Source organism: Spirochaetota bacterium, from assembly GCA_035477215.1.
Taxonomy (GTDB): Bacteria; Spirochaetota; UBA4802; order UBA4802; family UBA5368; genus MVZN01.
In genome coordinates, this window is the sequence record DATIKU010000049.1 from 11,846 (window position 1) to 34,911 (window position 23,066).

Consider the following 23,066-nt stretch of genomic DNA (forward strand, 5'->3'; position numbering starts at 1 on the left):
TGCAGGGCCGCGCAATAACGCGCATAACGTTTATCGCAAAAGCGACGGCAGGAAGAGTACGATCTGCGGAAACGGTATCAGGATGAGCGTGAGCACGATCAGCGCGATGAGCATGGGCACCACCCCGCGGAATATCACCTCCAGCGGAACGTCGCGCGCCACGCCGCTGACCACGTAAACGTTTATGCCCACCGGCGGCGTGATTACGCCGATCTGCGTTACAAGAACAATAATAACGCCGAACCATATCGGATCGAAGCCGAGGTGCGTTACAACCGGGTAAAAGATCGGTATGGTGAGCATGATGAGCGCGAGTGAATCGATGAAGCAGCCGCCGGCGATATACATGGCGATGATGAGCAGCATGATCAGCCACGGATGCAGGTCGAAATGAGCAATCCAGGAGGCGATGTCGAAGGGTATGCGCGAGACCGCCAGGAAATGTCCGAAGATCGTGGCGCCCGCCACGATGACCATGATCATGCACGAGATGCGGGTGGTCTCCATAAGCGCGTCCGAAAATCCCTTCCAGTTGATGGTTCGGGTGATGAGTGAGAGAAGGAGTGTTCCCGCCGCGCCGATGCCGCCCGCTTCGGTTGGGGTGAAAATTCCCGCGAAAAGCCCGCTCATCACCATGATGAACAGTGCCAGGGTCTCGATGACGCCCCCGAGCGATCGAATCTTCTCTTTGAATGTGGTCTTCGGTCCGCGAGGTCCGAGTTCTGGATTAAGCGAGGTCCAGATGAGGATTGCGGTGATGAACATCAGTGTGAGCAGTATGCCCGGAACGATCCCGGCCAGGAAAAGCGTTCCGATCGACTGCTCGGTGAGGATGCCGTAAACGATGAAGATGACGCTGGGGGGGATCAATATCCCGAGGCTGCCGCCGGCGGCGACGACCCCTGTGGCGAGGCTCGGCTTGTAGTTGTAGCGCTTCATCTCGGGCAGGGCGACCGCGGCCATCGTTGCGGCGGTCGCGTTGGTCGAGCCGGAGATGGCCGAAAAGCCCGCGCACGCGCCGATGGTGGCGATGGCGAGTCCGCCCGGCAGATGGCCGATCCAGGCGTATGCGGTATCGAACAGGCGCCGGCTGATGCCGGAGTGGAAGGCGATCTGCCCCATGAAAATAAAGAGGGGGATCACCGTCAGATTGTAGGACCCGAAAATGGAAAAGAGGTCCTTGGCCGTTATACTGAACGCGGCCTCCGGCGAGACGATCCAGGCGAAGCCCGCGAAGCCGAGTATACCCATAAGGAAACCCACGGGAATACGGGTGAAGATGAGCGTGAAAAGCATGCCGAGGCCGATAAGGCCGATGACTGTAGGGCTCATCTTTTCAGGACCTCCCCGGAGGTCCTGAAAAAGGCGAGCGCAAGCACCATGGTAAGAAGCGCACTTCCGAGAGACATTCCGAATACGAACGGGTATACGGGCATCTTGATGGTCATGGATACCTCCCCGCTGCGATAGAAATCGAGTGCGTAAACAGCGAGGCGCCACGTCGCCATGGCGAAAAAGAGCGTGGACAAAAGCCCGGTGATGGCGTCGATGACCGACCTGGCCTTGTCGGGGAGCTTCTGCACGATAAATTCCACGGCTATATGCCCCTTCTCCACCGAGGTGTACGCAAGTGAGAAGGATATCATCACGGCGCCGAGGAGCCCCACGATATCGTAGGCGCCGGGCATGGACATGCGTAAAAACCTGAGAATGACGTCCGCGACGGTGAGCGCCATCATGGCGAACACGGCCGCCATCGATATCCAGTTTATGCGTGCGGCCGCGGAGTGCAGTATCTTTTCAATCCGGTACATGGGGTTGTCTTACCTCCGGGCATGCGGACGGCCGGCCCCGGTACGGAGCCGGCCGCCGGTGATCGTCACATGCCGTATTTAGCCGAATAATCGGATATCAGCTTTTTAAGCGTCGCGACCGCCTTTTCGCCGGGAAGTCCCTTCGCACTGACGGCCTTGGTGTATTCGTTGATGACGGGCTGGACCGCGCCCTTCCATTTCGCGTTCTCCTCGGGAGAGAGGGCAATTATCGAGTTCCCCAGCTTCAGCGAGAACTCGCGGCCCTCGGCATCCACCCTGTCCCAGGTCTTGCCGTGGACATCCACCCATTCTTCGCTGACGTCGGTGAAGATTTTTTTAAGATCGTCGGGAAGGGCTTCCCACTTTGCTTTGTTCATCACCACGTACATGGCGGTGGTATAGCCGATATCACGGCAGTCAGTGGTGTATTTGATCACCTCGGCCTGCTTCCATCCCTTGAGCGTCTCGATCGGGGTGAAGGTCCCCTCGACCACGCCCTTCTGGAGCGCTTCATATGTCGCGCCCTGCGGCATGGCGACGGGCACTCCTCCGAGCGCCTTGACGACTTTCGAACTCAACCCCGTTGAGCGGATTTTCATGCCCTTCAGCGCGGCAAGGTTCTCCACCGGCTTTTTGGTGTGCAGAAGCCCGGGGCCGTGCGCATGGATGTACAGCAGCTTGACTTCGTCGAGCGCCTTGGGTGTCATCGCCTTGTAAAACTCGTGCGCGACGCGGGTCGCGACCCGGCCGTTGGGGTATCCAAGGGGAAGGTCGATCGCTTCCATTTCTACGAACCTGCCGAGCGTGTAGGCGAAGCAGGACATGCCGATGTCGGTGATGCCCTTTAAAACCCCGTTATAGGTTTCGTCGGCCGATACCAGTGTGCCGCCGGGGTAGATGTTGATTTTGACCCTGCCACCGCTTTTACTCTCGATCTCTTTGGCCCAGTCGGTGGCCACCCTGCACTGTTCGTGCGCCGGGGGGAAGAAGATGCTGTAGCTCAGGGTGAACTCGGCATCCTTTTTGGCGCCGCAGGCGGAGAGCGCCACCGCCGTGACGATTGCCAGTGCGAAACAAAGGATTGTTTTTTTCATGATTCGCTCCTCTATGCGCGTATAAATGGTATTCCGCTGTTTCGGAATCGCAGCTCTACGGGATGTATTCGCCGACTCCCGGCGCGGTCCATCGGCATTGTGAACGCGATGCGGCCGGCATAAGACCTGTTGCACGACCCGAGTATTCCCGATTTTGCAACACGCTCTACCGAACATTATTCCGGAATAAAATCAAGTAAAATATATTCGCCGCACTCTGTGCAGAGCGGAGCGAATATGCAAATATAGATGAACACGTCCCCCGGCACGGACCCGCGTTTGGGCGTCTGACCGCAGAGCAAAGCGCCATGCTGGCGGGCAAAGCGCTCCGCCGGGATTCGATGTTCCGCGGTAATCACTGATAGTGCATGGCGCCGCCCGCGGAGGAATCCCCTCGGCCGCCGGGCCGGCTAATGACGCTACCTCCTGTCGCGACGTCGGCATCAGCACGTCGTGTGCGTCGGCTCGATCGAGAAGGATTGTTTCGTCTCTTGCCACAAGTGGGAGACGAAAATACTGCAAGAAGTTTTATGCTCAGGAACACACTTTATCGAAGGGGGTGGCCCAAAGAGCCGGGGATTTAAAATCGTTGCGGCGCGCCGGCCTGTTTCGAGCGCAGTCGAAGAGCAGCGGGGGGTGCGGTAAAATGGTTGACCCGAAGACGCACTATGTGACATAATATGCCCCTGTGGGATCGGCCCGCTGAAAGGAAAATGAAAGAGATACGACTGTATACGCGAAATAACCCGCTTTATAGAGATTCTTTTCTACGGGCGGGGTGCACAGTGGCTGAAGGAGACGGGCCGCCGGCCGCAACGGGCGGCGTTGCGCACGAAAGTCCGTCGGACCGCATCGCGGTGCTTGAAATTTCGGATGATTCCCTTGAGGAATGTTCGGTTGTGGCCGGGAGGCTGTGCGGCGATGACATCCGCGTGGTCTGCGTGGCGGCGGGGGACACGGACTGCGTGCGGGGCTTTCTTTTACGCGAGGGAATAGCCGATCTGCTCCCCGCGGGGCAGCCGCAGCGGCTCGTCGAATCGGTGGCGGCCGTTGGGGATGGGGTCGCGGAACCAGTCGGAACCTTCATCGCGCTCGATGATTGCGCGCCGCGGCTTCGTATCATGCGTTCGGTCGCGGAGAGGTTTGGTTTCGGGCTTAGGGCGGTTGGCAGTGTCGAAGATTTCTTCGCGGTGCTCGGCAACGATTGCGCGGCGACTTTCGTTAACCTGGGAGCGGCCGGATTCGAGATAAACCGTTTTATCAGGATGTCGCACGCGTGCGGGAAGGTGAAGCTTGTGCCATTTATCCCCTACAAGGACGCGTGCGAAGGGATTTTCGTTCACGAAATGATTTCGGGGCTCAACCGCCTTACGAGGGTAATCCTTTCCTGCGGGGAGATGCTGAGCTTCCTGGCGGGCATGCTTTTTCGCAAGGCGCTCGTGGGGCCGATAGACGACCTCGCCCGGGTGTTGCGCTATCCGGACAGCGCGGTGTTCGCCCGCGAGAGCTTCAGCCGGCTGTATTACACGCTCGGAATGGACGCGTTCGAGATGGACAACGTCCTCGGCGAGGAGGACCACGCGCGGATGCGCGGCACGGTTGCGCGGATGCAGCGCGCGCTGGTGAAGGCCGACGGCGTTCGCTGGCTGATCAGGGAGGCCGGACGGGCGCCTACCTGCGGCGTATCGGGTGTTTGAAAACGAAATCGGCTATGAGCCCCAGCGGGAGCTTCTGGCGCTTGCGCTCCTCGGCGCTTTCAGGATAACAGGGGCGTTCCTCCGTGTGGCAGTACCGGCACAATCGCTCCCGCGTCTTTATGCCGTCGTATCCGAGGATCGGGTACATGCCGAGCGAAACGGCCTTCCTGTACGAGTTCTCGCGAGCCTCGAACGAGGCGTGATTGCTGAACTCATGGTAGAGACTGCCCGGTCCATGGCAGGCCTCACATCCCACGCCCTCGGTCTTGGCGGCCTCCGTCTTCCCGCCGCCGGTCGTATGGCATTTAAGGCAGGCAAGGCTCTGGGCGGGGGCCTCCACTCCGGCCTTCCGCGCGATCTCGAGGCCCTTATCAAGCGAGAGAGACTGATAGGCCCGTGCGTGGGGCGACCCCAGCCATATCTTGTGCTGGTTGCCGATGCTGTCGGCATCGTGGCATTTTTTGCATTCAGAAACACCGATAAAAGAGGGGAAGTTCCGCCTGGACTCGATCGGCTCAGTCGGTACGAGCGCCAGGATGGCAACGGCCGAAGCCGCGACTGCGAGCTTTTTCAGCATGGCCTGTTTCCGTTGATGATATTCGGCGCGGTGAAAGTGAACGCGCTCCACGAAACAGGTTACGCCATACTCCCGTACGGTCAAGAATTTAAACTTGACTTTGCCATTCCATCATGTACCATTTTCTACAATGGATCGTCAGGGTCGGGGCGATACGGAGTATCGCTTTGCGGCCGACGCGGCCTGCCTCCACGGCAAGGCTGAAAATTCCGGGCCGGACCACAGGGAGGTTCGCATGGATCAAAAGCCGATGGCCGATCTCAGGGTTGGGGAGTTCCTCGTAGAGAGCGGGATCATCTCGGAAAAACAGCTGGATGAGGCCCTGTCGCTTCAGAAGGATAACGTGGAACGCCTGGTCGGCGAGATACTGGTCACGCTCGGGGTGCTCAGCAAGGAGGACCTCATAATGGCGATGGAGATGTATCTGATGACCACCAACAATCAGCCGAGGCACGTGGATGAATGGCTGGACCAGGACGAGATCGACATGCTTCTTGAAAAGTTGAGGGGTAAAAACAGCGGCTACTGAGCCCGTTGAACTTGCACGGTTTCCCGATCTCGGACTTGCCGTACTAACCGTAAAAAGTAATTGACAAATAAAATCCCTTATTAAAGGATTGCGCCCATGATTGAGTATGAGGATAAGACGTGTTTTGGCTGCGGTGTGGACAACGAGCACGGTTTACGGCTGAAGCTCAAGTTTGACGAAGACACCAAGACGGCGTACGGCGAATACAGGGCGCACCAGAAACTCGAAGGGCCTCCCAATATCATCCACGCCGGCATCGTAGCGGTGCTGCTTGATGAGACCATGATGACCGTCAACAAGTACATGGAGCTCATGGCGTTGACGGGGGAACTCACGATCCGCTATTTGCAGCCGGCGTTCGTCAACGAGAACCTCTACATTCGCGGCTGGTACGTGAAGAAAAACAAGCGGGTGATCGAAAACCGGGCCGAAATAGAGAATGAGATGGGAAAGATCGTTGCCCGTGCCAAGGGCAAGTACATAGAGATGGATGAAATCCCCCAGCCCGAGTGACGCCTGCCGAAGGGGCCGGTTGCACCGGGCCCGCGAGTGATGATCAATACAAAGCCGAAGTGGTGGAACTGGTAGACGCAGCGGACTCAAAATCCGCCGGGGGCAACTCCATGAGGGTTCAAGTCCCTCCTTCGGCAGAGTACCAAACAGCCCTTTACAATGAAGGGCTTTTTTTCGCCCTGTGTGCGGGGGAGAAATCGGGGACAGGGCTCCATGGATGGTGCGGGGTTTGGGGGATAAAGGGATACGATATCTCCGAAACCCTGTCCCGCGGGGGAAGTGGGGGAGGTTACAGTTCGCAAAGTTTATACAGAGGCGTCGCATTGAGTCGCGCGAGCGATTCCGCGGCGCCGCTTTGAGCATTGATTAAAAGTCCCGAAGAAACGGTGTGCGCGTGCCCGTGGATGTCTCCATCCCCCGCCGGCCGTTCGGGCTTACGGTTTTCGATTACGGTGCCGCCAAACATGGCAATAAGGATGCCGATGGTTTCATCGACGGCGGGGCACTTTTTCGGATGACTACAATGTGCTTCTTTTCCGAAGAACATATCCTGATTTCTGTTGTTCTGCCCGCAACTTTTATGAAGAAAACGACTCTTTGCCTGTCCATTCGCTTTCATGGGGCTCCTTGTATTTTTTCGAAGTGTCCGTTCATGCCACACAGATGGAAAAACCGCATGAGCGGCAGTAGAAGCATCCCGATTCGGGGAGGAGGGACGCTCCGCAATCGGGACAGCGGCGAATGATCATCGGTCCGGTATATACTGCTGCTGTCATACTACACCTCCGTAACGGCAACAAATATATAGTATATATATGTGTAGTATTTTGCAAGCGTTTTTTAAGTATTTTTGTAATTTTTTTAAGGCCTTGCTGGTGCCCGTTGAAAGGGGGGAGCGGGCCTCATGGTTCGGAAAAGTCCGTTAAATCGACAGGACAAGGGGTTGCAATATCTTGTCCTCCGGGTCGGGAGGCTGAATTGTATATAAGCCTGTCGCCTCCTTCCCCGCGGAAGGCGCGTCGGACGAAATGCACCGTCATCGTAAAATTATTATGAGAATACGGTTGAATTATACTTCGCTTTCCGGATGATTGTCACTATATTGTTAAAATGCCGTAGCAATGTGATATACTGGTCGGTGGGTGGTGTGATTGTAGTGTCACAACAAGGTTTCACCGTATGCGTTAAGTGAACGCATGCACAGTCGGCGACGAAGATGAAGCGAGTAACATTCGCTGAAGTTTGGAGACATATTGAAACAGAAAATAAACTGACAGACTTGGTGTAAGTCCGCCGAGTCGCCTGCCTCCGCAGGGTCGAGGGCCGGGAGGGGCGTTGAGGCGGATGCAGTAAGTTAACGAGGAGAAAATGGCGAAACCATCGATAGACCCAAACAGGGATTGGGAAGAGCTGCTGAAGTCGGAGTTCACCGAGGTGATCAACCCCAATGCCGAGACGACGGGTGCGAAGCCCGGAACGGCCGCGCATCAGTCAGACATCAATTTCGATATAAAACCCGAGGAGCTGGAGAGTTATCTCAACCGCTACGTCGTGGGGCAGGAGTCGGCGGTGGAGATCATCGCCACCAAGGTGTGCACCCACTTCAACAGGATGAAGCTCGACAAGTCCATCCCCGAAGAGGACCGCATGGTCGGAAACATCAAGAGCAATATGCTGCTCATCGGCCCAACGGGAGTCGGGAAGACCTACATCATCAAGCTCATCGCAAAACGCATCGGCGTGCCCTTCGTCAAGGCCGACGCAACCAAGTTCAGCGAGACCGGTTACGTGGGCGGCGACGTTGAGGACCTGGTGAGGGAGTTGGTGCACGAGGCGGACGGCGACATCGCCAGGGCCGAATACGGCATTATCTACCTCGACGAGATCGATAAAATCGCCTCGACGGGGAATGTTTACGGGCCCGACGTATCGCGCACCGGCGTGCAGCGCAATCTCCTCAAGCTCATGGAGGAGTCCGAGGTCGATTTAAAAACGCCGCACGACCTCGCCTCGCAGGTGGAGGCGGCCATGGAGGCCCAGCGTACCGGCAAGGTGACGCGAAAGAAGATCAACACGCGAAACATCCTCTTCATCGTGTCGGGCGCGTTCGGCGGGGTTTCGGACATCATCAAGAAGCGGCTCAACATGCAGTCCATCGGTTTTGAGCAGGGCGAGGCGCAGCGGGACGACCGGCAGAATATGCTCAAGCGGGTTAAGACCGAGGACCTCATCCAGTTCGGCTTCGAGTCCGAGTTCGTGGGGAGGCTTCCCGTTACGGTCGTGCTGAACGAGATGACCGAGGAAGGTCTGTATAACATACTGAAAAACAGGTACAGCACCGTGGTGCTGGGAAAGAAGCTCGACTTCAGGGCGTACGACATCGACCTCGAGTTTTCCGACGAAGCGCTGCGGGTTTTCGCGAAGCAGGCACACTCCGAACGCACCGGCGCGCGCGGGCTCCTGAGCGTGTTCGAGAAGGCGCTCATCAAGTTCGAGAAGACGCTTCCGTCCACCGAAATCAGGAAACTGGTCGTCGACATGGACGTCGTCGAGCATCCCGAAGAGACGTTGAAAAAAATGCTCCTCAGCGACAGCATCAAGCATTATCAAAAGGACTTTTTGTTGAAAAACGGGATATATCTCGATTTCAAAAAGGAAGCGGCGGAGCGCGTTCAGGACATGGCGCAGGCGAACAACCGCAGCATCAAGCAGCTTTGCGAGGAACTGTTCCACGATTACGCCTACGGTATCCGCCTGATGTCGCTGGAGCACTTAACCATCACGAAGGAGGCCGTCGAGAACCCGCAGGCATACCTGGACAACTACATTCGCGAGAATTACAAGAAGAAGGATTGACGCTAAACCGGGCCGGCATTCAAACCCGGCCCGGGTCTTCTCATCGGGACGGGTTTCCAGCCGTTTATGGACGCACTGTCCCCCGTAATAAATGTAGCGGCCGGGTCGGGTCTCCCCGGCGTTTCTTCCCTTCCCTCCAGGCGCCGTTTAACAGTGGCGAATATTCCTTCCTTCTTAATGACTTCCTCCTTCCGATCCGCCACCGCCTACGGAGGCCCGCCGCCGGGAGTACGGTCAGTCAATCCTCTTGAACGATGCCCGGTACTGCGCGGTGAGGTCGATGTAGACCTGTTTGCCGAGCTCCCAGGTCTGGCGGTGCTTGTCCTTCACGTCGCCGATCTCCTTCGCGGGCACTCCCGCGAATATCTTGTTATCGGGCACGACCATGCGGTTCACCACAAGGGCGTGCTCGCCGATTATCGCCCATTCGCCGATGACGGCGTAATCGGTGACCGTCGCCATCATGCCGATGACGCAGGAATCTTTAAGCGTGCAGGTGTGGAGCATGGCGTTGTGGCCGACGGTGACCCTTCTGCCGATTGTGGTCCTGTCCATCGGCCGGGCATGGATGGTGACCCCCTCTTCGATGGCGCTTTCATCGCCGATGGTGATGGTGCCGTAGTCGCCGCGCAGGATGGCGCCGAAGCCTATGTAACAGTTCTTTCCGATGCGAACATCGCCGATGACCTCGGCCGACGGTGCGATCCAGGTGCCCTCGCCGATCTCGGGCCTGCGTTTGTTGATCTCGTACAGCGGCATCGTCTCCCCCCTCCTCTCTGTATGGTGTCCGGTTGTCGCGACGGCTACAGCCCCGTGGCGTCCATGATGCGTTTAACCGCCTGCGCCCTGTTGAGCGTGTAGAAGTGGAGTCCCGGCACCCCCCACGATTTAAGCTCGACACACTGTTTAATGGAGTATTCGATTCCCGCCTCACAGATGGAGTCCCCGCCCGTGCAGGCGTCGAGACGCCGTATGAGCTCGTCGGGGACCTTCGCGCCGCACATGGAGGTGACACGGTCGACCTGCGAGAGGTTCGTAACCGGCATGATGCCGGGTATGACGGGCACGGTTATGCCCAGTCGCGCGAGGCGATCCATGAATCGGTAATAGTCCTCGTTACTGTAAAAAAGCTGGGTGATGATGAAGTCGGCCCCGGCGTCGACCTTGCGTTTGAGGTTTTCGAGGTCGGCTTCCATGCTTGGCGCTTCGAGGTGCTTCTCGGGATAGCCGGCTACGCCGATGGCGAAGCCGTCGATGGAGCGGATGAACGAAACGAGCTCGTTCGCGTATGCGAAGCCGTCGGGCGGGGGGGTGAATCGGGCCTCGCCCTTCGGAGGATCGCCTCGCAAGGCAAGGATGTTTTCGATGCCGTTTTTCTTCACCTCGTCGAGGTAGCGGCGTATCTCGTCGCGTCCCGCGCCGACGCAGGTGAAGTGCACCAGCGGGAGTATCCCCAGCGCGTCGCGGAGCCTGAGCGCGAGCTCCAACGTCTTCTCCTGGGTTGACCCGCCCGCGCCGTAGGTCACCGAGATGTACTGCGGCTGGTAGCCCGAAAGCTCCGCCAGCGCCTGCTTGAGTCCGTCTTCGCCCTGTTGGGTTTTCGGAGGGAAAATTTCGAACGAGACGACAAAGCGCTCGCGATAGAGGTCGATTATCTTCATCTGGATTTCATTGGCTCTCGATGACGGGCGCCCGAGGGATCAGCCTCCGGTCCTTGCGTGGACGCTCCCGGCGCGGCGCCGGCCGCGGGAAGGCGATTCGTCTTCGACGCGCGACGACCACCGGGCCCCATTCTCGCATCCCGGCGTGATCCATCAAGTCTTTTTTAAAGGCCCGGTTTGATTGGTATGCTCAAAATATATCATCATTATTTGAATAGTGTAAGTTAGATATGGATTATTATTTTTAAATTTTAGTCGTTGTTTTCTTGACAAATTTGTTATGAGGGATGACATTCCGTCCGGTCGGTTTATATTCCGGCCGGTCGGAATACGCATAATCCGGTGTTGTTGGTGAAGCGCTACGGGGAACGGAAGCGTGGCAGGCATGCAAATAATTAGGAGATTGCCGGGATGAACCAATGTAACGATCTGGAAGAGATCAGGCGGGAGCAGATAATCGCGGCCGCCCTTCGAAAGATAGCCGAGGTGGGGATATATACGGTCACATTGGAGGAAATAGCGAAAGAAGCGGGATTTTCAAAGGGGGGCATCGCCCATTATTTTTCGACAAAAGAGACGTTGTGCAAGGAAGCATTCAAGTCTTTTTTCGAGGGGATATTCAAGCGCAGCAGGGACACCATGGGTATGTACGGCGATCCCCGCGAAAAAATTCTCTCTTTCGGATGGCTGTACGACCGGACCGACCCGGATGTCAATATGGGTTACCAGCTTCTTTTCGATTTTACGTCGATGTCCGTGCGGGATGAGGAATGCAGAAAGATTTATCACGATTGGGTGGACAACTGGATCGTCCTCCTGAAAGAGGCGATCAGCGATGGAGTAAAACAGGGAATATTCAGGGACATGGATGCCGAATTCATGGCACGATCCATTTCCGCCATATATCACGGTATCGCCATGAGGTGGTACCTCGACAGAAGCTCTCATCCGGCGGAGTGGGCCGTCAAAGCTTTCACGGAATCTATTACCCGATTGTTGGGTGTGTAGATAAAAAAATAGAGTTGCTGCATAACCGGGGAATATAGAGGCCTTCCCCCGCCCGCGGCGGGGAAAGGCGATATTCCCGGGATTTGCAGCAAGCCTAATAAAAAAAGGAGGTACTCCATGGCGGTTTTTAAAAATGCGGAAAGCATGCTGGAGATTCTCGGGGGGATGTTTTCGATAGTTTTACAGGATAAGGAGGCCGGGCCAAAATTCAAGGATGCGGGTGTCGTTATAAGATTCAATATAACCGATCCTGACGCAATTCTCTGGGTTGATACGGTGAATATGCAAGTCCTGAGCGGCAATCAGGACATTAAGGCAAACGTGGAAATGGATTTAAGCGGCGATTCATGCCACGAGTTTTGGCTGAAAGAGTTAAAGCTCCCGATAGCCCTGGCCAAAGGTAAAATCAAAGCGAGGGGTCCCATGCCTACCATATTAAAGCTCCTGCCCCTGTTAAAACCCGCATATGATATGTACCCCGGTATCGCCAGAAAGAACAATCTTCCGGTACGGGGATAGTTCAATCACACAAGGGAAAGGAGATCATTATGAGCAAAGAGAAAGCGATGAAACAATTCGAAGAGGACCGTATCCAGGCGGCAAAGATTGCGGCAAGGCTTCTTCTCGCGTCATGCACGACTTCCCCCCGCGTGGGGGGTGTGGGCGAGTGCACGACTCATATCCTTGATGATGAGTGCGCCATCGAGGATCTCTGTCAGAAAACCGAGGAGTTGTCCGGTGAAAAGGCAAGCTGGGGTTTTTTCAAGAGGGATGCCGCGATGCTGCGCGATGCCGACGCGGTGCTTCTGGTAACGTCCCTTAGAAGCCTTACCGACCCGGCGGACATCAGTTGTAATATGTGCGGATATATGACCTGCGATTACATGCGGGAGGTAAAGAAAATTGAGAAGGGACCGGGTATCGCCTATACGGGGCCTCTGTGCTCTTTCAGGGCGACCAATATCGCCTATGCCGTAAGCGGCATCGTGACCCAGGCCCGGAATTTAGGCATCGACCATGGAATATTCTGGTCGGCCGGAGCGGCGGCGATGCGCATGGGGATTCTCCCAAGGGATACCGGTTTTGCGCTGGCTGTCGGTATCTCGGTGACCGAAAAGTCGCCCTTCAGGGATATTCCGCTGCGCTACGATGAAATAAACGACAGAACCATGAATGACCGGATAATTCGGAGACTGTGGCCCATATTCCGGTCAATATACAGCTAAAGGAGGGTACCATGGTAAGAATTGAAATGAAGGAATTAATCGATAATGGTCTTGCCAGGGCCGTGGAGCTTATGGCCGTGGCGGCCTATAACGCGATAAAATTCAGCGACAGAAACACGATTAAAATCGTCGCGTTGGGAAAGGACGACATGGAACTGATCTCTGAGTTTTGTTTTTCCCTCGGGGACATGTCGCCCCTGGGCTCCAGGGACGGCCGTGCGCTCCAGGCCATGATGAAGGAGCCAATGGCCATGATGGTCATCGGCGATAAAAGAAAATCCGATTTTAACTATAACTGCGGCGCCTGCGGCTACAAAACCTGCGCGGAATTGAACAAGTCCGAATTAGTCGAAGCTCTCACATCCAATGGCCCCTACTGCCTGTTCAAGTCGATCAACCTGCACATGGCCGCCAACGCAGCGGCCGCCATGGCATGGCAGCTGGGCCTGCAATGCAGGGTGTTCAGCACCTTTGGATTTGGCGCGAAAAGCATGGAAGTTATGTCGGACATCGATACCGCGGTTGCCGTGCCGGTAAGCGTGGCGAAGCGTGATCCCTACTTCGACAGGCACCAGTATTGGACCAAGGAGCATTGGGATGCAATCTTCGAAAAAGAATTCCCTACGTTCGTCCGGGGGTTTATCGGCGCAATTGAAGAATAGGAAGCGAGGAATTTTTACGGAGGTGTATTCTAATGGGCAAGGAACATTTAAATCAGGCGATCTGCTCTCATAACATCGAGATCAAGGCGGATGAATCGCCCGACAGGGAGATATTGACTTTTATCGGAGGGGTGGAAGACGAGCACCTGACCTATAAAGATGTATATGAGAATTCGAACAAGGCGGCGCGGTTACTTCTGGATAGCGGCATAGACAAGGGTGATAAATATATCGTGCTGATGCATAACTATCCTGAGTTCGTATATTCGCTTTTGGCGGGGCCGACGGTGGGGGCCATGATGATACCCGTCGATCCCCGGTCAAAGGGCGGCAGGTTGGAATACTATTTCCGAAATTCAGGAGCGAAAGGCGTAATAGTCTCTGATGTTTGCCTTCCGCAGATAGAGGAAGTATTGCCGAATCTGCCGAAATTGAATCTGATTTCTGTCGTATCGAGGCCGGAGTCCAAGATCGCTCCAACAACCAGGTTCCATAACTTCAATGAGGTAATTCAGAAAACCTCCTGGCAGCGGGTCGACCAGCAGATATTCGATGTCCGCCAGCCCATGCAGATCATCTACACATCCGGCACCACCGGAGATCCCAAGGGAGTGATGGTCCGAAACAGCAGGACCGGTGTATTCAATATCATGACCCGTCTGATATGGAGATATCACAGGGACAATGATAAACTGTACACAGGACTTTCACTCACCCACGGCAACGCGCAGGCGGTAACGCTCTTTCCCGCGATGTACCTGGGAGTGAAGGCCGTGTTCAGCCATCGGTTTACAAAAAGCAGAATATGGGACATCTGCCGCAAATACGGGTGTACGTCCTTTTCGCTCCTCGGCGGTATGCTCGCCGGCATTTTTATGGAACCGGAACGGCCGGAAGATTCCGAGAATCCCGTAAACCTCGTCATCAGCGCCGGCACCCCAATGGTGCTATGGGAGGCCTTTGAGAAGAGATTCGGGGTTAAGATCCTTGAGTGGTACGGTGCGGTTGAGGGAGGATTCGCCTGCAACCAGGTCGGCAAGGGTCCTATCGGATCTTTCGGAAAACCGGTGCCGGGAGTGATGGAAATGAAGGTCGTCGATGAGAATGAAAATGAAGTGGCCCCGGGCGAGAAAGGGGAGCTTATATGTAGAAATATCAAGGGCGAAACCAGGGTTGATTACTGGGGCATGCCCGAGGAATCCGAAGCGAAGACGCGGGGCGGATGGCTCCGCACCGGCGATATCGTTCATAAAGACGAGGACGGATGGCTCTACTTCGATCATCGCAAGGGATCGGAGTTAAGGAGGTCGGGCGATTTCATACAACCGGAACATGTTGAAAAGATCATCGGAGAGCACCCCGATATCAGCGACATTTGCGTGTATGGCGTTCCGGCGGCATCCGGCGCTCCCGGAGAAAGCGATATCGTCGCGGCAGTTGCGCCCTTTGAAGGGAAATCCATCAATCCGGCGGCGATATACGACAAGTGCAAGAAGGATCTGGAAGCGAACTTCATCCCTTCATATCTGCAAGTTGTAAGTGAAATCCCGAAAACCGTTTCTGAAAAGAACCTGGATCGGAAGCTCAGGGAGGATTTTCAAAAGGGCGAGGGCGTTATTTATAAGTTTGATGATTATAAATAGAGTTGTTGCATGACCGGGGGATGCCGCATTCCCGAAATTTGCAACAAGCCTGATGAACATCTCAAGACCATGTGGTAAAAACAGGGGGAAATATATGGGATACAGAGAGCTGAATCTGCAACTAACGGACGAACAGATGATGTTAAAGGAGAGCGTGCACAAGTTCGCCGTCAATGTGTTAAAACCAGCGTCCATCGAGCTGGATAAAATGACCCCGGAAGAGGTGGTGAAAAAAGGCTCGCCCTTCTGGAAGGTCATGAAGCAGATGTACGAGATGAAATATCATACCGTGCTGGTTCCCGACGAGTACGGGGGAATGGGGCTTGATCCCCTGAGCCTTCATATTTTTTTCGAGGAGCTTTCCTATGGCAGCGTCGGATTTGCGGTCGCATCGGGTGTCGCGTGTTTTCCCTCATTCTACGCTTCCATGGTTCCGGAAGATCATCTGATTGAAAACATCATACTGCCGTACGTTAATTGCACTGACGCCACCAATGTTGGCTGCTGGGCCATAACCGAACCGGATCACGGCTCGGATATTTTAATGTCGGGGACGGAATTTTTTCATGACCGTAAAATAACACAAAGCGTAAAGGCGCAGAAAAATGGAGACCGGTGGATCATCAACGGTCAGACATCGGCATGGGTGTCATGCGGCCCGCTTGCGACGTCGGCGGCGCTTTCCGTGGGTATTGATCCGAGCAAGGGGATGGCCGGCGGCGGCATATGCCTGATAGACTGCACACAGAAAGGGGTAACAAAAGGAAAACCCCTCGATAAGATGGGGCAGAGGGATCTTCCGCAGGGCGAAATCTTTTTCGACAACGCGGAGGTTCCGGAAGATTACATGATTGTCGACCCCGACAGCTACGAGGCCATCACCGATACCACGCTCGCCATCGCCAACGCCTGCATGGGGGCTTTTTTCACCGGAGTCGCTCAGTCGGCCTACGACCTGGCGGTTCAGTACGCCAAAGAGAGAGTACAGGGCGGGGTGCCTATCATCAAGCATTCCACGGTAAAAGAAAAGCTCTTTTACATGTTCAGGAAAATAGAGCTGGCGCGCGCCTACTCGAGATCGACGCTGGTGTATAACTTCAGCACGACGCCGCCACACACCCAGTATTCCATCGCATCAAAGACTTACTGCACCCAGATCGCCTATGAAGTCGCCAGCGATGCCATGCAGATGTTCGGCGGTTATGGAGTTACCAGGGAATATCCCATAGAAAAGATTTTCAGGGATGCCCGGGCTGGGTTGATCGAGGACGGCAGCAACGATTCTCTGGCGCTTGCGGCGGCCGACTTGTTATTTAACGAAAAAGAATAAAGTAACGGGACGAGAATAATTCCCCCGAATATTTCATCATATAGCGATATGGGAGTGTCATATGGCAAACATATATATCATTGGAATCGGCATGATCCGTTTCAACAAGTACCCGGACAGGAACGTCCGCGACATGGCGGAGGAGGTGACAAGGCTGTCCCTCCGGGACGCGGGGCTGGATACAAAGGATTTGCAGGCCGCGTATTTTTCCAACACTTTCTGGGGTATGTTCAGCAACCAGCATTCGATCCGCGGTCAGGTGGTGCTTCGCGGCATGGGTATCGATAAAATACCGGTAACGAACGTCGAAAACGCCTGCGCCGGAGCGACCACGGCGCTTCACCTGGCATACACGGGCATACGCGCCGGGATGTTCGACGTCGCCATCGCGATCGGGTCTGAAAAGATCACCGATCCGGATAAAGCAAAGTCACTGGCTTCCTACGCAGCCTGTATGGACGTAGAGAATTTTGGAAAACAAATCCAGATGATAACGGAGGTTGGGAAAAGTTTTAAAAATATAAAACTGCCCGATTCCGATTCGGCGCCCGGGCAGGGGCGAAGCATCTTCATGGACGCCTATGCCATGGGGGCCCGGTGGCACATGGACAGGTTCGGATCGACCCAGCGGCAACTGGCGGTAATATGCGCCAAAAACCATTTCCATGCCTCGTTGAATCCCATGGCGCAGTATCAGGAGAACATGACCGTGGAGCAGGTCCTGGCTGACCGGCCCGTGGCCTATCCGCTCACCCGGGCGATGTGCGCGCCGGTCGGCGACGGGGCCGCCGCGGCGATTGTATGCTCCGAAAAGTATCTGAAAAAAATGAAAAGGGCGCGTCCGGTTAAAATCCTCGCGTCGATAATGGGGCAGGGAAGCGACCGCGATCTGGACGGTAAAGACATCGGCGAGCGCCTGTCAAAAGAAGCGTATGAAAAAGCTGGTATCGGCCCCGATGATATCGATGTCGCAGAACTGCACGACGCGACCGCGTACGGAGAATTGCATCAGACCGAGGCCATGGGGTTCTGTCCCGTGGGGCAGGGCGGCCCCTACGCGGAATCAGGGGCGACGACGCTCGGAGGCAAAAAGCCCATAAATACGAGCGGAGGGCTGGAGTGCCGGGGGCATCCGATCGGGGCGTCCGGGTTGGCGCAGATCTTCGAACTGGTGACCCAGCTCAGGGGCGAGGCCGGCGCCCGCCAGGTCGAGAACGCGAGGACAGCACTCTCTGAAAACGGCGGCGGGAACATCGGCGTTGAGGAAGCGGCGATGTGCGTTCATATACTCGGCAGGTGAATCGGTGCGGAAACGCCTCAGCGGCGAAAACATGAGGAACTCCATGAAAACCAGGTGTACGATTTTGATAACCGGAGCCGCATCGGGAATCGGGAGGGAGACCGCGCTCCTGTTCGCGCGCAAGGGCTGGTACGTCGGTCTCTATGACGTGAATCGAAAAGGGCTTGAATCGCTGCGCCGCGAGATCGGCGCGCGCGACTGCTGCCGCAAGGTCATGGATGTATCGGCCGCGGAGAGCGTTGAAGAGGGCGTAAAGCATTTTTTGAGGAATACGGGCGGGGTGATGAACGTATTGTTCAACAATGCCGGAGTATTGTCGATGGGTGCCTTCGAAAATATGCACATGCGCGACGCGATGCGCATTATCGACGTCAACCTGAAGGGGACGTTGAATTGTATTCACGCTTCCCTGGGCGCGCTCAGGAACACGAAAAATTCCCGCATCATCAACATGTCGTCCGCCTCGGCGTTGTACGGCACTTCTTTTCTCGCTGTCTATTCGGCGACCAAGGCGGCGGTGTGTTCCCTGACCGAATCGCTCAATGTCGAGCTGGGGAAATACGGGATAATCGTGAGTGACGTAAGGGCGCCGTTCGTGAAGACGCCGTTGCTCGAAAAGGAGGTGAAGGCGCCGGTAATGGAAAAGCTCGGCGTCCATCTTACCCCGGAAGAGGTGGCGATGGTGGTGTGGAAAGCGGTGTTCAGCCGGAAGATTCACAAAAACACCAGGGGCGTCGCGCCTCTCCTGGCGCTCATCAGGCTGCCGGATTTCATCTTTTTGCGAATACTGAAGTTTCTGGTATTGCCGAGGGGTTAACGCTGCAGAGGGGCGCATGAAAAAAAGATTCAACGTGTTCATTACCGGGGTGTCGGGTTTTATCGGGCAGAAGATCATCGAGCGGTTCAGTGAGCGGGACGATGTGGGGAAAATCATCGGGATCGATGTCGTGGCGCCCCCCCGCTTGCGCGAGAGGATCACCTTCATCGAGCACGATGTCCGCGACGATATGGCCCCGCTGATGTCCGGGTACAAAATTGACTGGGCGATACATGCCGCCTTTGTGGTGTCCATACTGCACGACAAAAAGCTCATGGAAGACGTCGATATAAACGGTACGGTCAATTTTCTCAACGCGTGCGCGAAGAATAAAATAAAACACGTGATGCATATGTCCTCGACGACCGCGTACGGCGCGCATGAGGACAATCCCCCGTTGCTGGGGGAAGATGCTCCGTTGCGCGGAAACGAGGGCTTTATCTACGGCATGAGCAAGGCAAAGCTCGAATTGACGGCGGTGCGGGAATTTTTCGAAAGGCATCCGGACGTATGCGGATCGATCGTGAGGCCCTGCTTCGTGTGCGGCCCCCATTTTTACAAAAACACGCTTGGCCGGCACCTGATGAAAAGGATCGTGATGTTGCCCGGCGACATGAGACCGTTCCAGTTCGTTCATGAGGACGATGTCGCCGATTCCATGTATCATCTTCTGGCGAAAAGGCAGAGAGGCGCCTTCAACCTCGCCGCCGACGGCACCATGACCTTCAGGGAGATGCTCGATTTAACCGGGGGCACGCCCCTGCCGATTCATCCGGCGCTCCTCTATCCGCTGAACGACCTGGCCTGGATGCTGCGGCTTTCCTTTGTCACCGAGTTTCCGAGCGCGCCCATGGCGCTCATCCGGTTTCCATGGATCGCAAGCAACGACAAAATCAAAAACGCGGGCTACAGATTTAAATATACGACAAGAGAGGCGTTCGAGACCTTTGCGGAGCTGGTTCTGAATTTTAAGGGAAGGGGAAATTCAGTCGTATTCAAATGATTTTCCCCATGTGAATTCAGGAGCCCTTAAGGCGGGCCTGTCCGATTGACCCGAGAAACTGATTGACAAAGCGTACGCCGCGTGAAGAAAGCATGGTATGGAGTTCAGGGTGCTCGGGCGCGATGCGCTCACGAACGCGCGCAGGGGTGAGCTTGTCACCTCCCGGGGAGTGGTGCGAACGCCGGTGTTCATGCCGGTGGCGACGCGGGCCGCCGTCCGGGCGCTGGGGCTTCGGGATGTTGAGGAGATAGGATTCGACATCATCCTCTCGAATACCTATCACCTTTACATGCGCCCGGGGACCGCTGTGCTTGAAAAGGCCGGCGGCCTCCACCGGTTTATGAACTACGAGCGCCCCATCCTGACCGATTCGGGCGGCTTCCAGGTCTTTTCCCTCTCGTCGCTTAGAAAACTCTACGACCACGGCGTCGAGTTCAGGTCGCATATCGACGGCTCGCGGCACCTCTTTACCCCCCGCGCGGTGCTCGACATCCAGCGCGTCATAGGATCCGATATCATGATGGTGCTCGATCACTGCGCCGAGTATCCGGTTTCCGAAAACGGAGCCCGGGAGGCGGTCGAGCGCACCATGTGCTGGGCAATGGAATCATATAGCTACTGGCGCGAACGCTTCGACACGGAAAAACAGGCGCTCTTCGCCATCGTGCAGGGAAGTGTGTACGAAAATCTGCGCGCGGAGTGCGCCGAACGCCTGTGCGAAATGGACTTTCCGGGATTTGCCATCGGCGGGCTGTCGGTCGGCGAACCGAAGGAACTATACAGGGAGATGACCGCGGTGACGCTTGCCCGACTCCCCGGCGAGAAGCCCCGCTACATGATGGGGGTGGGCAGTCCCCTCGAGATACTGGACGCAATTGAGTGCGGCGTGGACATGTTCGACTGCGTTATGCCCACGCGAATCGCGCGAAACGGCACGCTCTATACCTCGGAGGGCAGGCTCAACATCAAGGCCGCTCGTTACGAGGTTGATTTCTCGCCGCTCGATCCGTTGTGCTCCTGCTATGTCTGTCGCAACTTCAGCCGGGCGTACCTCAGGCATATCTACCGCGCGGGTGAGGTCGCGGCGCTGATCTACAATACGTACCACAACCTCTATTTCATGAAAAATTTCATGGATGAAATTCAACACTCCATCGGCTCCGGGGGTTTCCCGGAGACCTCACATAAATGGCGGGCCGCCTTTAAGGGGAGCTAAACAGATATTTTGCTTTATGCCAAAATTATTTCTATTGACAGACGCACGGAAAACAAATAGAATTCAAGGCTGTTCCGGTTCCGGCATCATACTGTAATCTCAGGAAGGAGCGAGCGCAAATGGACATAACCAAGCGTACGAAGGGCGAGGTCGTCTTGCTGGATATCGCGGGCGAAATAGACCTGTACAACGCGCCGGAAATAAAAGATATTGTAAGCAAGCTCATAGAAGAACAGAGATATAATGTAATAATCAACCTCGAAAAGGTTTCTTATATCGATTCCTCCGGTATCGGCGCCCTGATTTCGAGCCTGTCCAATCTTAAAAAATATCAGGGTGGATTGAAGATCATAAACGTCTACGCCTCCGTGAGAAAGGTGTTTGAGCTCACCAAGCTTACCTCTTTCTTCGACATTTTCGATACCGAAGAGGACGCTCTCGAGTCATTCTATAAGTAGTTCGCATAACCCTGCCGCTCGCCGGGCTTCCGCAGGGACCGCCGCCCCCGCGGGCGGATCGGGTAAAAATAATGGTTGGGGACCAGCAATGAACAGACCACGAAAGACGGCAGCCGTCATCGGAATTATTATAATGACCACGCTTGCGCTCGGCTGCGGCGAGCCGATACCGGTCCGCGAGATGTCGCTGGCCAGGATGGAGATTACAAGGGCCGAATCGGTCCGGGCCGACAAGTACGCTCCCGCCGAGATGGAGGAGGCGAAGAAACTCCTTCTGGGAACGCACGAATTCATTAAAACCGACCAGTTGGACAAGGCGAAGCAAGGCGCCCTCGATTCGTTTAAAAAGGCGCGCGAGGCGTACGAAAAATCACTGCCGCTCCTCGCCCGGGACACAATGGAGATAGCCGAGAAGAGCCTGGATGAGGCCGGCGAGGCCGGCGCCGACATGCTCGCAAAGGACGAGTTCGATCGTGCGCAGGCCGCGTTCAAGAACGCGGGTGAAAACTTCGAAAGCGGGAAATTCTACGAGTCATACCAGGCGGCCATCGAAGCCGACAAGCTGGCCAAGAGCGCGCGGAATTCCGCGCTTGGCAGACGCGCCATATTGAAAGAGGCGGTAGCCGAGGTCGATTCCGTAATAGCCGAGGCATTAAAGTACAACGCGCGCAAGCACTCCCCGGAGAGTTTGAAGACCGCCGAGGAGAACAACAAAACGGCGTCGGAGTCGCTCGACGGCCTCCAGCTTAAAAAGGGGTTCGCGGCCGTCGCCATCGCGAAGACCAGCGCGGACGAGGCCTACCTCGACGCGCTGAAGGGCTCTTCCGCCGACGACCTCGCAGCGGCGGAGGCATCCGTCGCACGGGCCGGGAAGTCCGATGGGGCGGACCTTGCCAAAGACGAGCTTGCGGCATCGAAGGAATCGCTTGCCCGCGCGAAGGAAGCGCGCGAGCAGGGCCGTTACCGCGAATCAATGGTCCTCTCTGCCGAGGCGGCCCGGCTTGCCGCGTCGGTCGAGGGCGCAAAAAAGGCCGGTACGGTCGCCGGCGGAAAAGACAGGGACGCCGGTGTGGCCGGGGACGGGGAGCGGGACGGCAAGGAATATACGACCTACCGGGTCAAATACAACCCCTCTCGCCGCGATTGCCTGTGGCGGATAGCCGAGCGATACTACGGCAATCCGCGCCTGTGGACCCGCATCTACGAGGCGAACCGGGACAATATACGGAACCCCCATTTAATCATGCCCGGACAGACGCTGAGAATTCCGGTGCTCAAACCGGCGATGGGGGAGCCCAAATCGTCCGGCGAGAAGGTGGTCGAGCAGAGCGCGATCCGCATGGAGGCCGCACCCGACGAGAAAACTCCGGAAGAAGAGCCCGGGCTTGACGAAGCGCCCTCGGACGATGAGCCGGAAGGAGAGATGCCATCGGACGAAACCGAAGAGGGCGTTCCGCTCGACGAGCAGATGTAGGCTTGATGCATCGGGTACGCATGCAATCCCCCGCCACGGCGGGGGATTTTTATACCTGTAACAAATCGACTGATGAAAAACCAGATATCAGAGTCCCCTGCGATGTATCCTCTTAAAAATGTGCAGGCGTGCTAACATGTATTTTCCAATCGGATTCGTTGAGGTTACGGGGGCGGGATTTCTACGCC

The 23,066-nt window shown here is 56.0% G+C and carries 23 protein-coding genes and 1 tRNA gene; 18 read left to right on the top strand and 6 right to left on the bottom strand.

Annotated elements, in window-relative coordinates:
- Positions 1-30: 30 nt before the first annotated feature.
- The 3 genes from VLM75_11765 to VLM75_11775 form a co-directional block, all read right to left on the bottom strand.
- On the bottom strand, positions 31-1,332 hold the full coding sequence (locus VLM75_11765) for a TRAP transporter large permease (protein ID HSV97592.1): 1,302 nt from the start codon (positions 1,330-1,332) through the stop codon (positions 31-33).
- Positions 1,329-1,814 carry a TRAP transporter small permease gene (locus tag VLM75_11770; protein ID HSV97593.1) on the bottom strand — a complete coding sequence of 162 codons (486 nt, stop codon included), beginning with the start codon at positions 1,812-1,814 and terminating at the stop codon, positions 1,329-1,331. Before VLM75_11770 ends, VLM75_11765 begins: the two co-directional genes overlap by 4 nt.
- Positions 1,815-1,879: 65 nt before the next feature.
- Positions 1,880-2,908 carry a TRAP transporter substrate-binding protein gene (locus VLM75_11775; protein ID HSV97594.1) on the bottom strand — a complete coding sequence of 343 codons (1,029 nt, stop codon included), beginning with the start codon at positions 2,906-2,908 and terminating at the stop codon, positions 1,880-1,882.
- Positions 2,909-3,693: 785 nt separating this feature from the next.
- Between VLM75_11775 and VLM75_11780 the strand changes: the two genes are divergently transcribed.
- Positions 3,694-4,605: a hypothetical protein gene (locus tag VLM75_11780; GenBank protein ID HSV97595.1), complete on the top strand. Its 912-nt coding sequence runs from the start codon at positions 3,694-3,696 to the stop codon at positions 4,603-4,605.
- Here VLM75_11780 and VLM75_11785 read toward each other — a convergent pair.
- Positions 4,580-5,182 carry a cytochrome c family protein gene (locus VLM75_11785; protein ID HSV97596.1) on the bottom strand — a complete coding sequence of 201 codons (603 nt, stop codon included), beginning with the start codon at positions 5,180-5,182 and terminating at the stop codon, positions 4,580-4,582. The two genes, VLM75_11780 and VLM75_11785, sit on opposite strands and share 26 nt — an antisense overlap.
- Before the next feature lie 235 nt (positions 5,183-5,417).
- Between VLM75_11785 and VLM75_11790 the strand changes: the two genes are divergently transcribed.
- The 5 genes from VLM75_11790 (at position 5,418) to VLM75_11810 (ending at position 9,080) form a co-directional block, all read left to right on the top strand.
- Positions 5,418-5,711: a hypothetical protein gene (locus VLM75_11790; protein HSV97597.1), complete on the top strand. Its 294-nt coding sequence runs from the start codon at positions 5,418-5,420 to the stop codon at positions 5,709-5,711.
- A gap of 96 nt (positions 5,712-5,807) precedes the next feature.
- Complete coding sequence (locus VLM75_11795; GenBank protein HSV97598.1) at positions 5,808-6,224, top strand: PaaI family thioesterase; 417 nt, start codon at positions 5,808-5,810, stop codon at positions 6,222-6,224.
- Between the two features lie 53 nt (positions 6,225-6,277).
- Positions 6,278-6,361 (top strand) — tRNA-Leu (locus tag VLM75_11800).
- Between the two features lie 251 nt (positions 6,362-6,612).
- Entirely contained in the window at positions 6,613-6,969 is a 357-nt protein-coding gene (locus tag VLM75_11805) for a hypothetical protein (GenBank protein ID HSV97599.1), read from the top strand.
- 623 nt (positions 6,970-7,592) lie between these two features.
- Positions 7,593-9,080 carry an AAA family ATPase gene (locus VLM75_11810; GenBank protein HSV97600.1) on the top strand — a complete coding sequence of 496 codons (1,488 nt, stop codon included), beginning with the start codon at positions 7,593-7,595 and terminating at the stop codon, positions 9,078-9,080.
- Positions 9,081-9,314: 234 nt separating this feature from the next.
- Here the strand turns inward: VLM75_11810 and VLM75_11815 are convergent, their stop codons facing one another.
- Both VLM75_11815 and metF read right to left on the bottom strand, forming a co-directional pair.
- Positions 9,315-9,839 carry a gamma carbonic anhydrase family protein gene (locus tag VLM75_11815; protein ID HSV97601.1) on the bottom strand — a complete coding sequence of 175 codons (525 nt, stop codon included), beginning with the start codon at positions 9,837-9,839 and terminating at the stop codon, positions 9,315-9,317.
- Positions 9,840-9,883: 44 nt separating this feature from the next.
- Complete coding sequence (metF, locus tag VLM75_11820) at positions 9,884-10,741, bottom strand: methylenetetrahydrofolate reductase [NAD(P)H] (protein ID HSV97602.1); 858 nt, start codon at positions 10,739-10,741, stop codon at positions 9,884-9,886.
- A 411-nt stretch (positions 10,742-11,152) separates the two neighbouring features.
- Between metF and VLM75_11825 the strand changes: the two genes are divergently transcribed.
- The 12 genes from VLM75_11825 (at position 11,153) to VLM75_11880 (ending at position 22,878) form a co-directional block, all read left to right on the top strand.
- On the top strand, positions 11,153-11,749 hold the full coding sequence (locus VLM75_11825; GenBank protein HSV97603.1) for a TetR/AcrR family transcriptional regulator: 597 nt from the start codon (positions 11,153-11,155) through the stop codon (positions 11,747-11,749).
- A 117-nt stretch (positions 11,750-11,866) separates the two neighbouring features.
- Positions 11,867-12,268: an SCP2 sterol-binding domain-containing protein gene (locus VLM75_11830; protein HSV97604.1), complete on the top strand. Its 402-nt coding sequence runs from the start codon at positions 11,867-11,869 to the stop codon at positions 12,266-12,268.
- Positions 12,269-12,297: 29 nt separating this feature from the next.
- Positions 12,298-12,975, top strand: a complete 678-nt coding sequence (locus tag VLM75_11835) for a DUF2148 domain-containing protein (GenBank protein HSV97605.1) — start codon at positions 12,298-12,300, stop codon at positions 12,973-12,975.
- 11 nt (positions 12,976-12,986) lie between these two features.
- The gene (locus VLM75_11840) at positions 12,987-13,637 is read left to right on the top strand and encodes a DUF2148 domain-containing protein (GenBank protein HSV97606.1); all 651 of its coding nucleotides are present in this window, start codon (positions 12,987-12,989) and stop codon (positions 13,635-13,637) included.
- A 32-nt stretch (positions 13,638-13,669) separates the two neighbouring features.
- On the top strand, positions 13,670-15,280 hold the full coding sequence (locus tag VLM75_11845; protein HSV97607.1) for an AMP-binding protein: 1,611 nt from the start codon (positions 13,670-13,672) through the stop codon (positions 15,278-15,280).
- Between the two features lie 94 nt (positions 15,281-15,374).
- Positions 15,375-16,610 carry an acyl-CoA dehydrogenase family protein gene (locus VLM75_11850; GenBank protein HSV97608.1) on the top strand — a complete coding sequence of 412 codons (1,236 nt, stop codon included), beginning with the start codon at positions 15,375-15,377 and terminating at the stop codon, positions 16,608-16,610.
- 61 nt (positions 16,611-16,671) lie between these two features.
- Positions 16,672-17,910, top strand: coding sequence for a thiolase family protein (locus tag VLM75_11855; protein ID HSV97609.1), 1,239 nt, complete (start codon positions 16,672-16,674; stop codon positions 17,908-17,910).
- Positions 17,911-17,953: 43 nt separating this feature from the next.
- Entirely contained in the window at positions 17,954-18,727 is a 774-nt protein-coding gene (locus VLM75_11860; protein HSV97610.1) for an SDR family oxidoreductase, read from the top strand.
- A gap of 16 nt (positions 18,728-18,743) precedes the next feature.
- A complete protein-coding gene (locus VLM75_11865) occupies positions 18,744-19,730 on the top strand; it encodes an NAD-dependent epimerase/dehydratase family protein (protein HSV97611.1) in 987 nt (328 codons plus the stop codon).
- A 97-nt stretch (positions 19,731-19,827) separates the two neighbouring features.
- Positions 19,828-20,946, top strand: a complete 1,119-nt coding sequence (gene tgt, locus VLM75_11870; GenBank protein HSV97612.1) for a tRNA guanosine(34) transglycosylase Tgt — start codon at positions 19,828-19,830, stop codon at positions 20,944-20,946.
- A gap of 119 nt (positions 20,947-21,065) precedes the next feature.
- Complete coding sequence (locus VLM75_11875; GenBank protein HSV97613.1) at positions 21,066-21,404, top strand: STAS domain-containing protein; 339 nt, start codon at positions 21,066-21,068, stop codon at positions 21,402-21,404.
- Between the two features lie 88 nt (positions 21,405-21,492).
- A complete protein-coding gene (locus VLM75_11880; GenBank protein ID HSV97614.1) occupies positions 21,493-22,878 on the top strand; it encodes a LysM peptidoglycan-binding domain-containing protein in 1,386 nt (461 codons plus the stop codon).
- Positions 22,879-23,066: the final 188 nt, after the last annotated feature.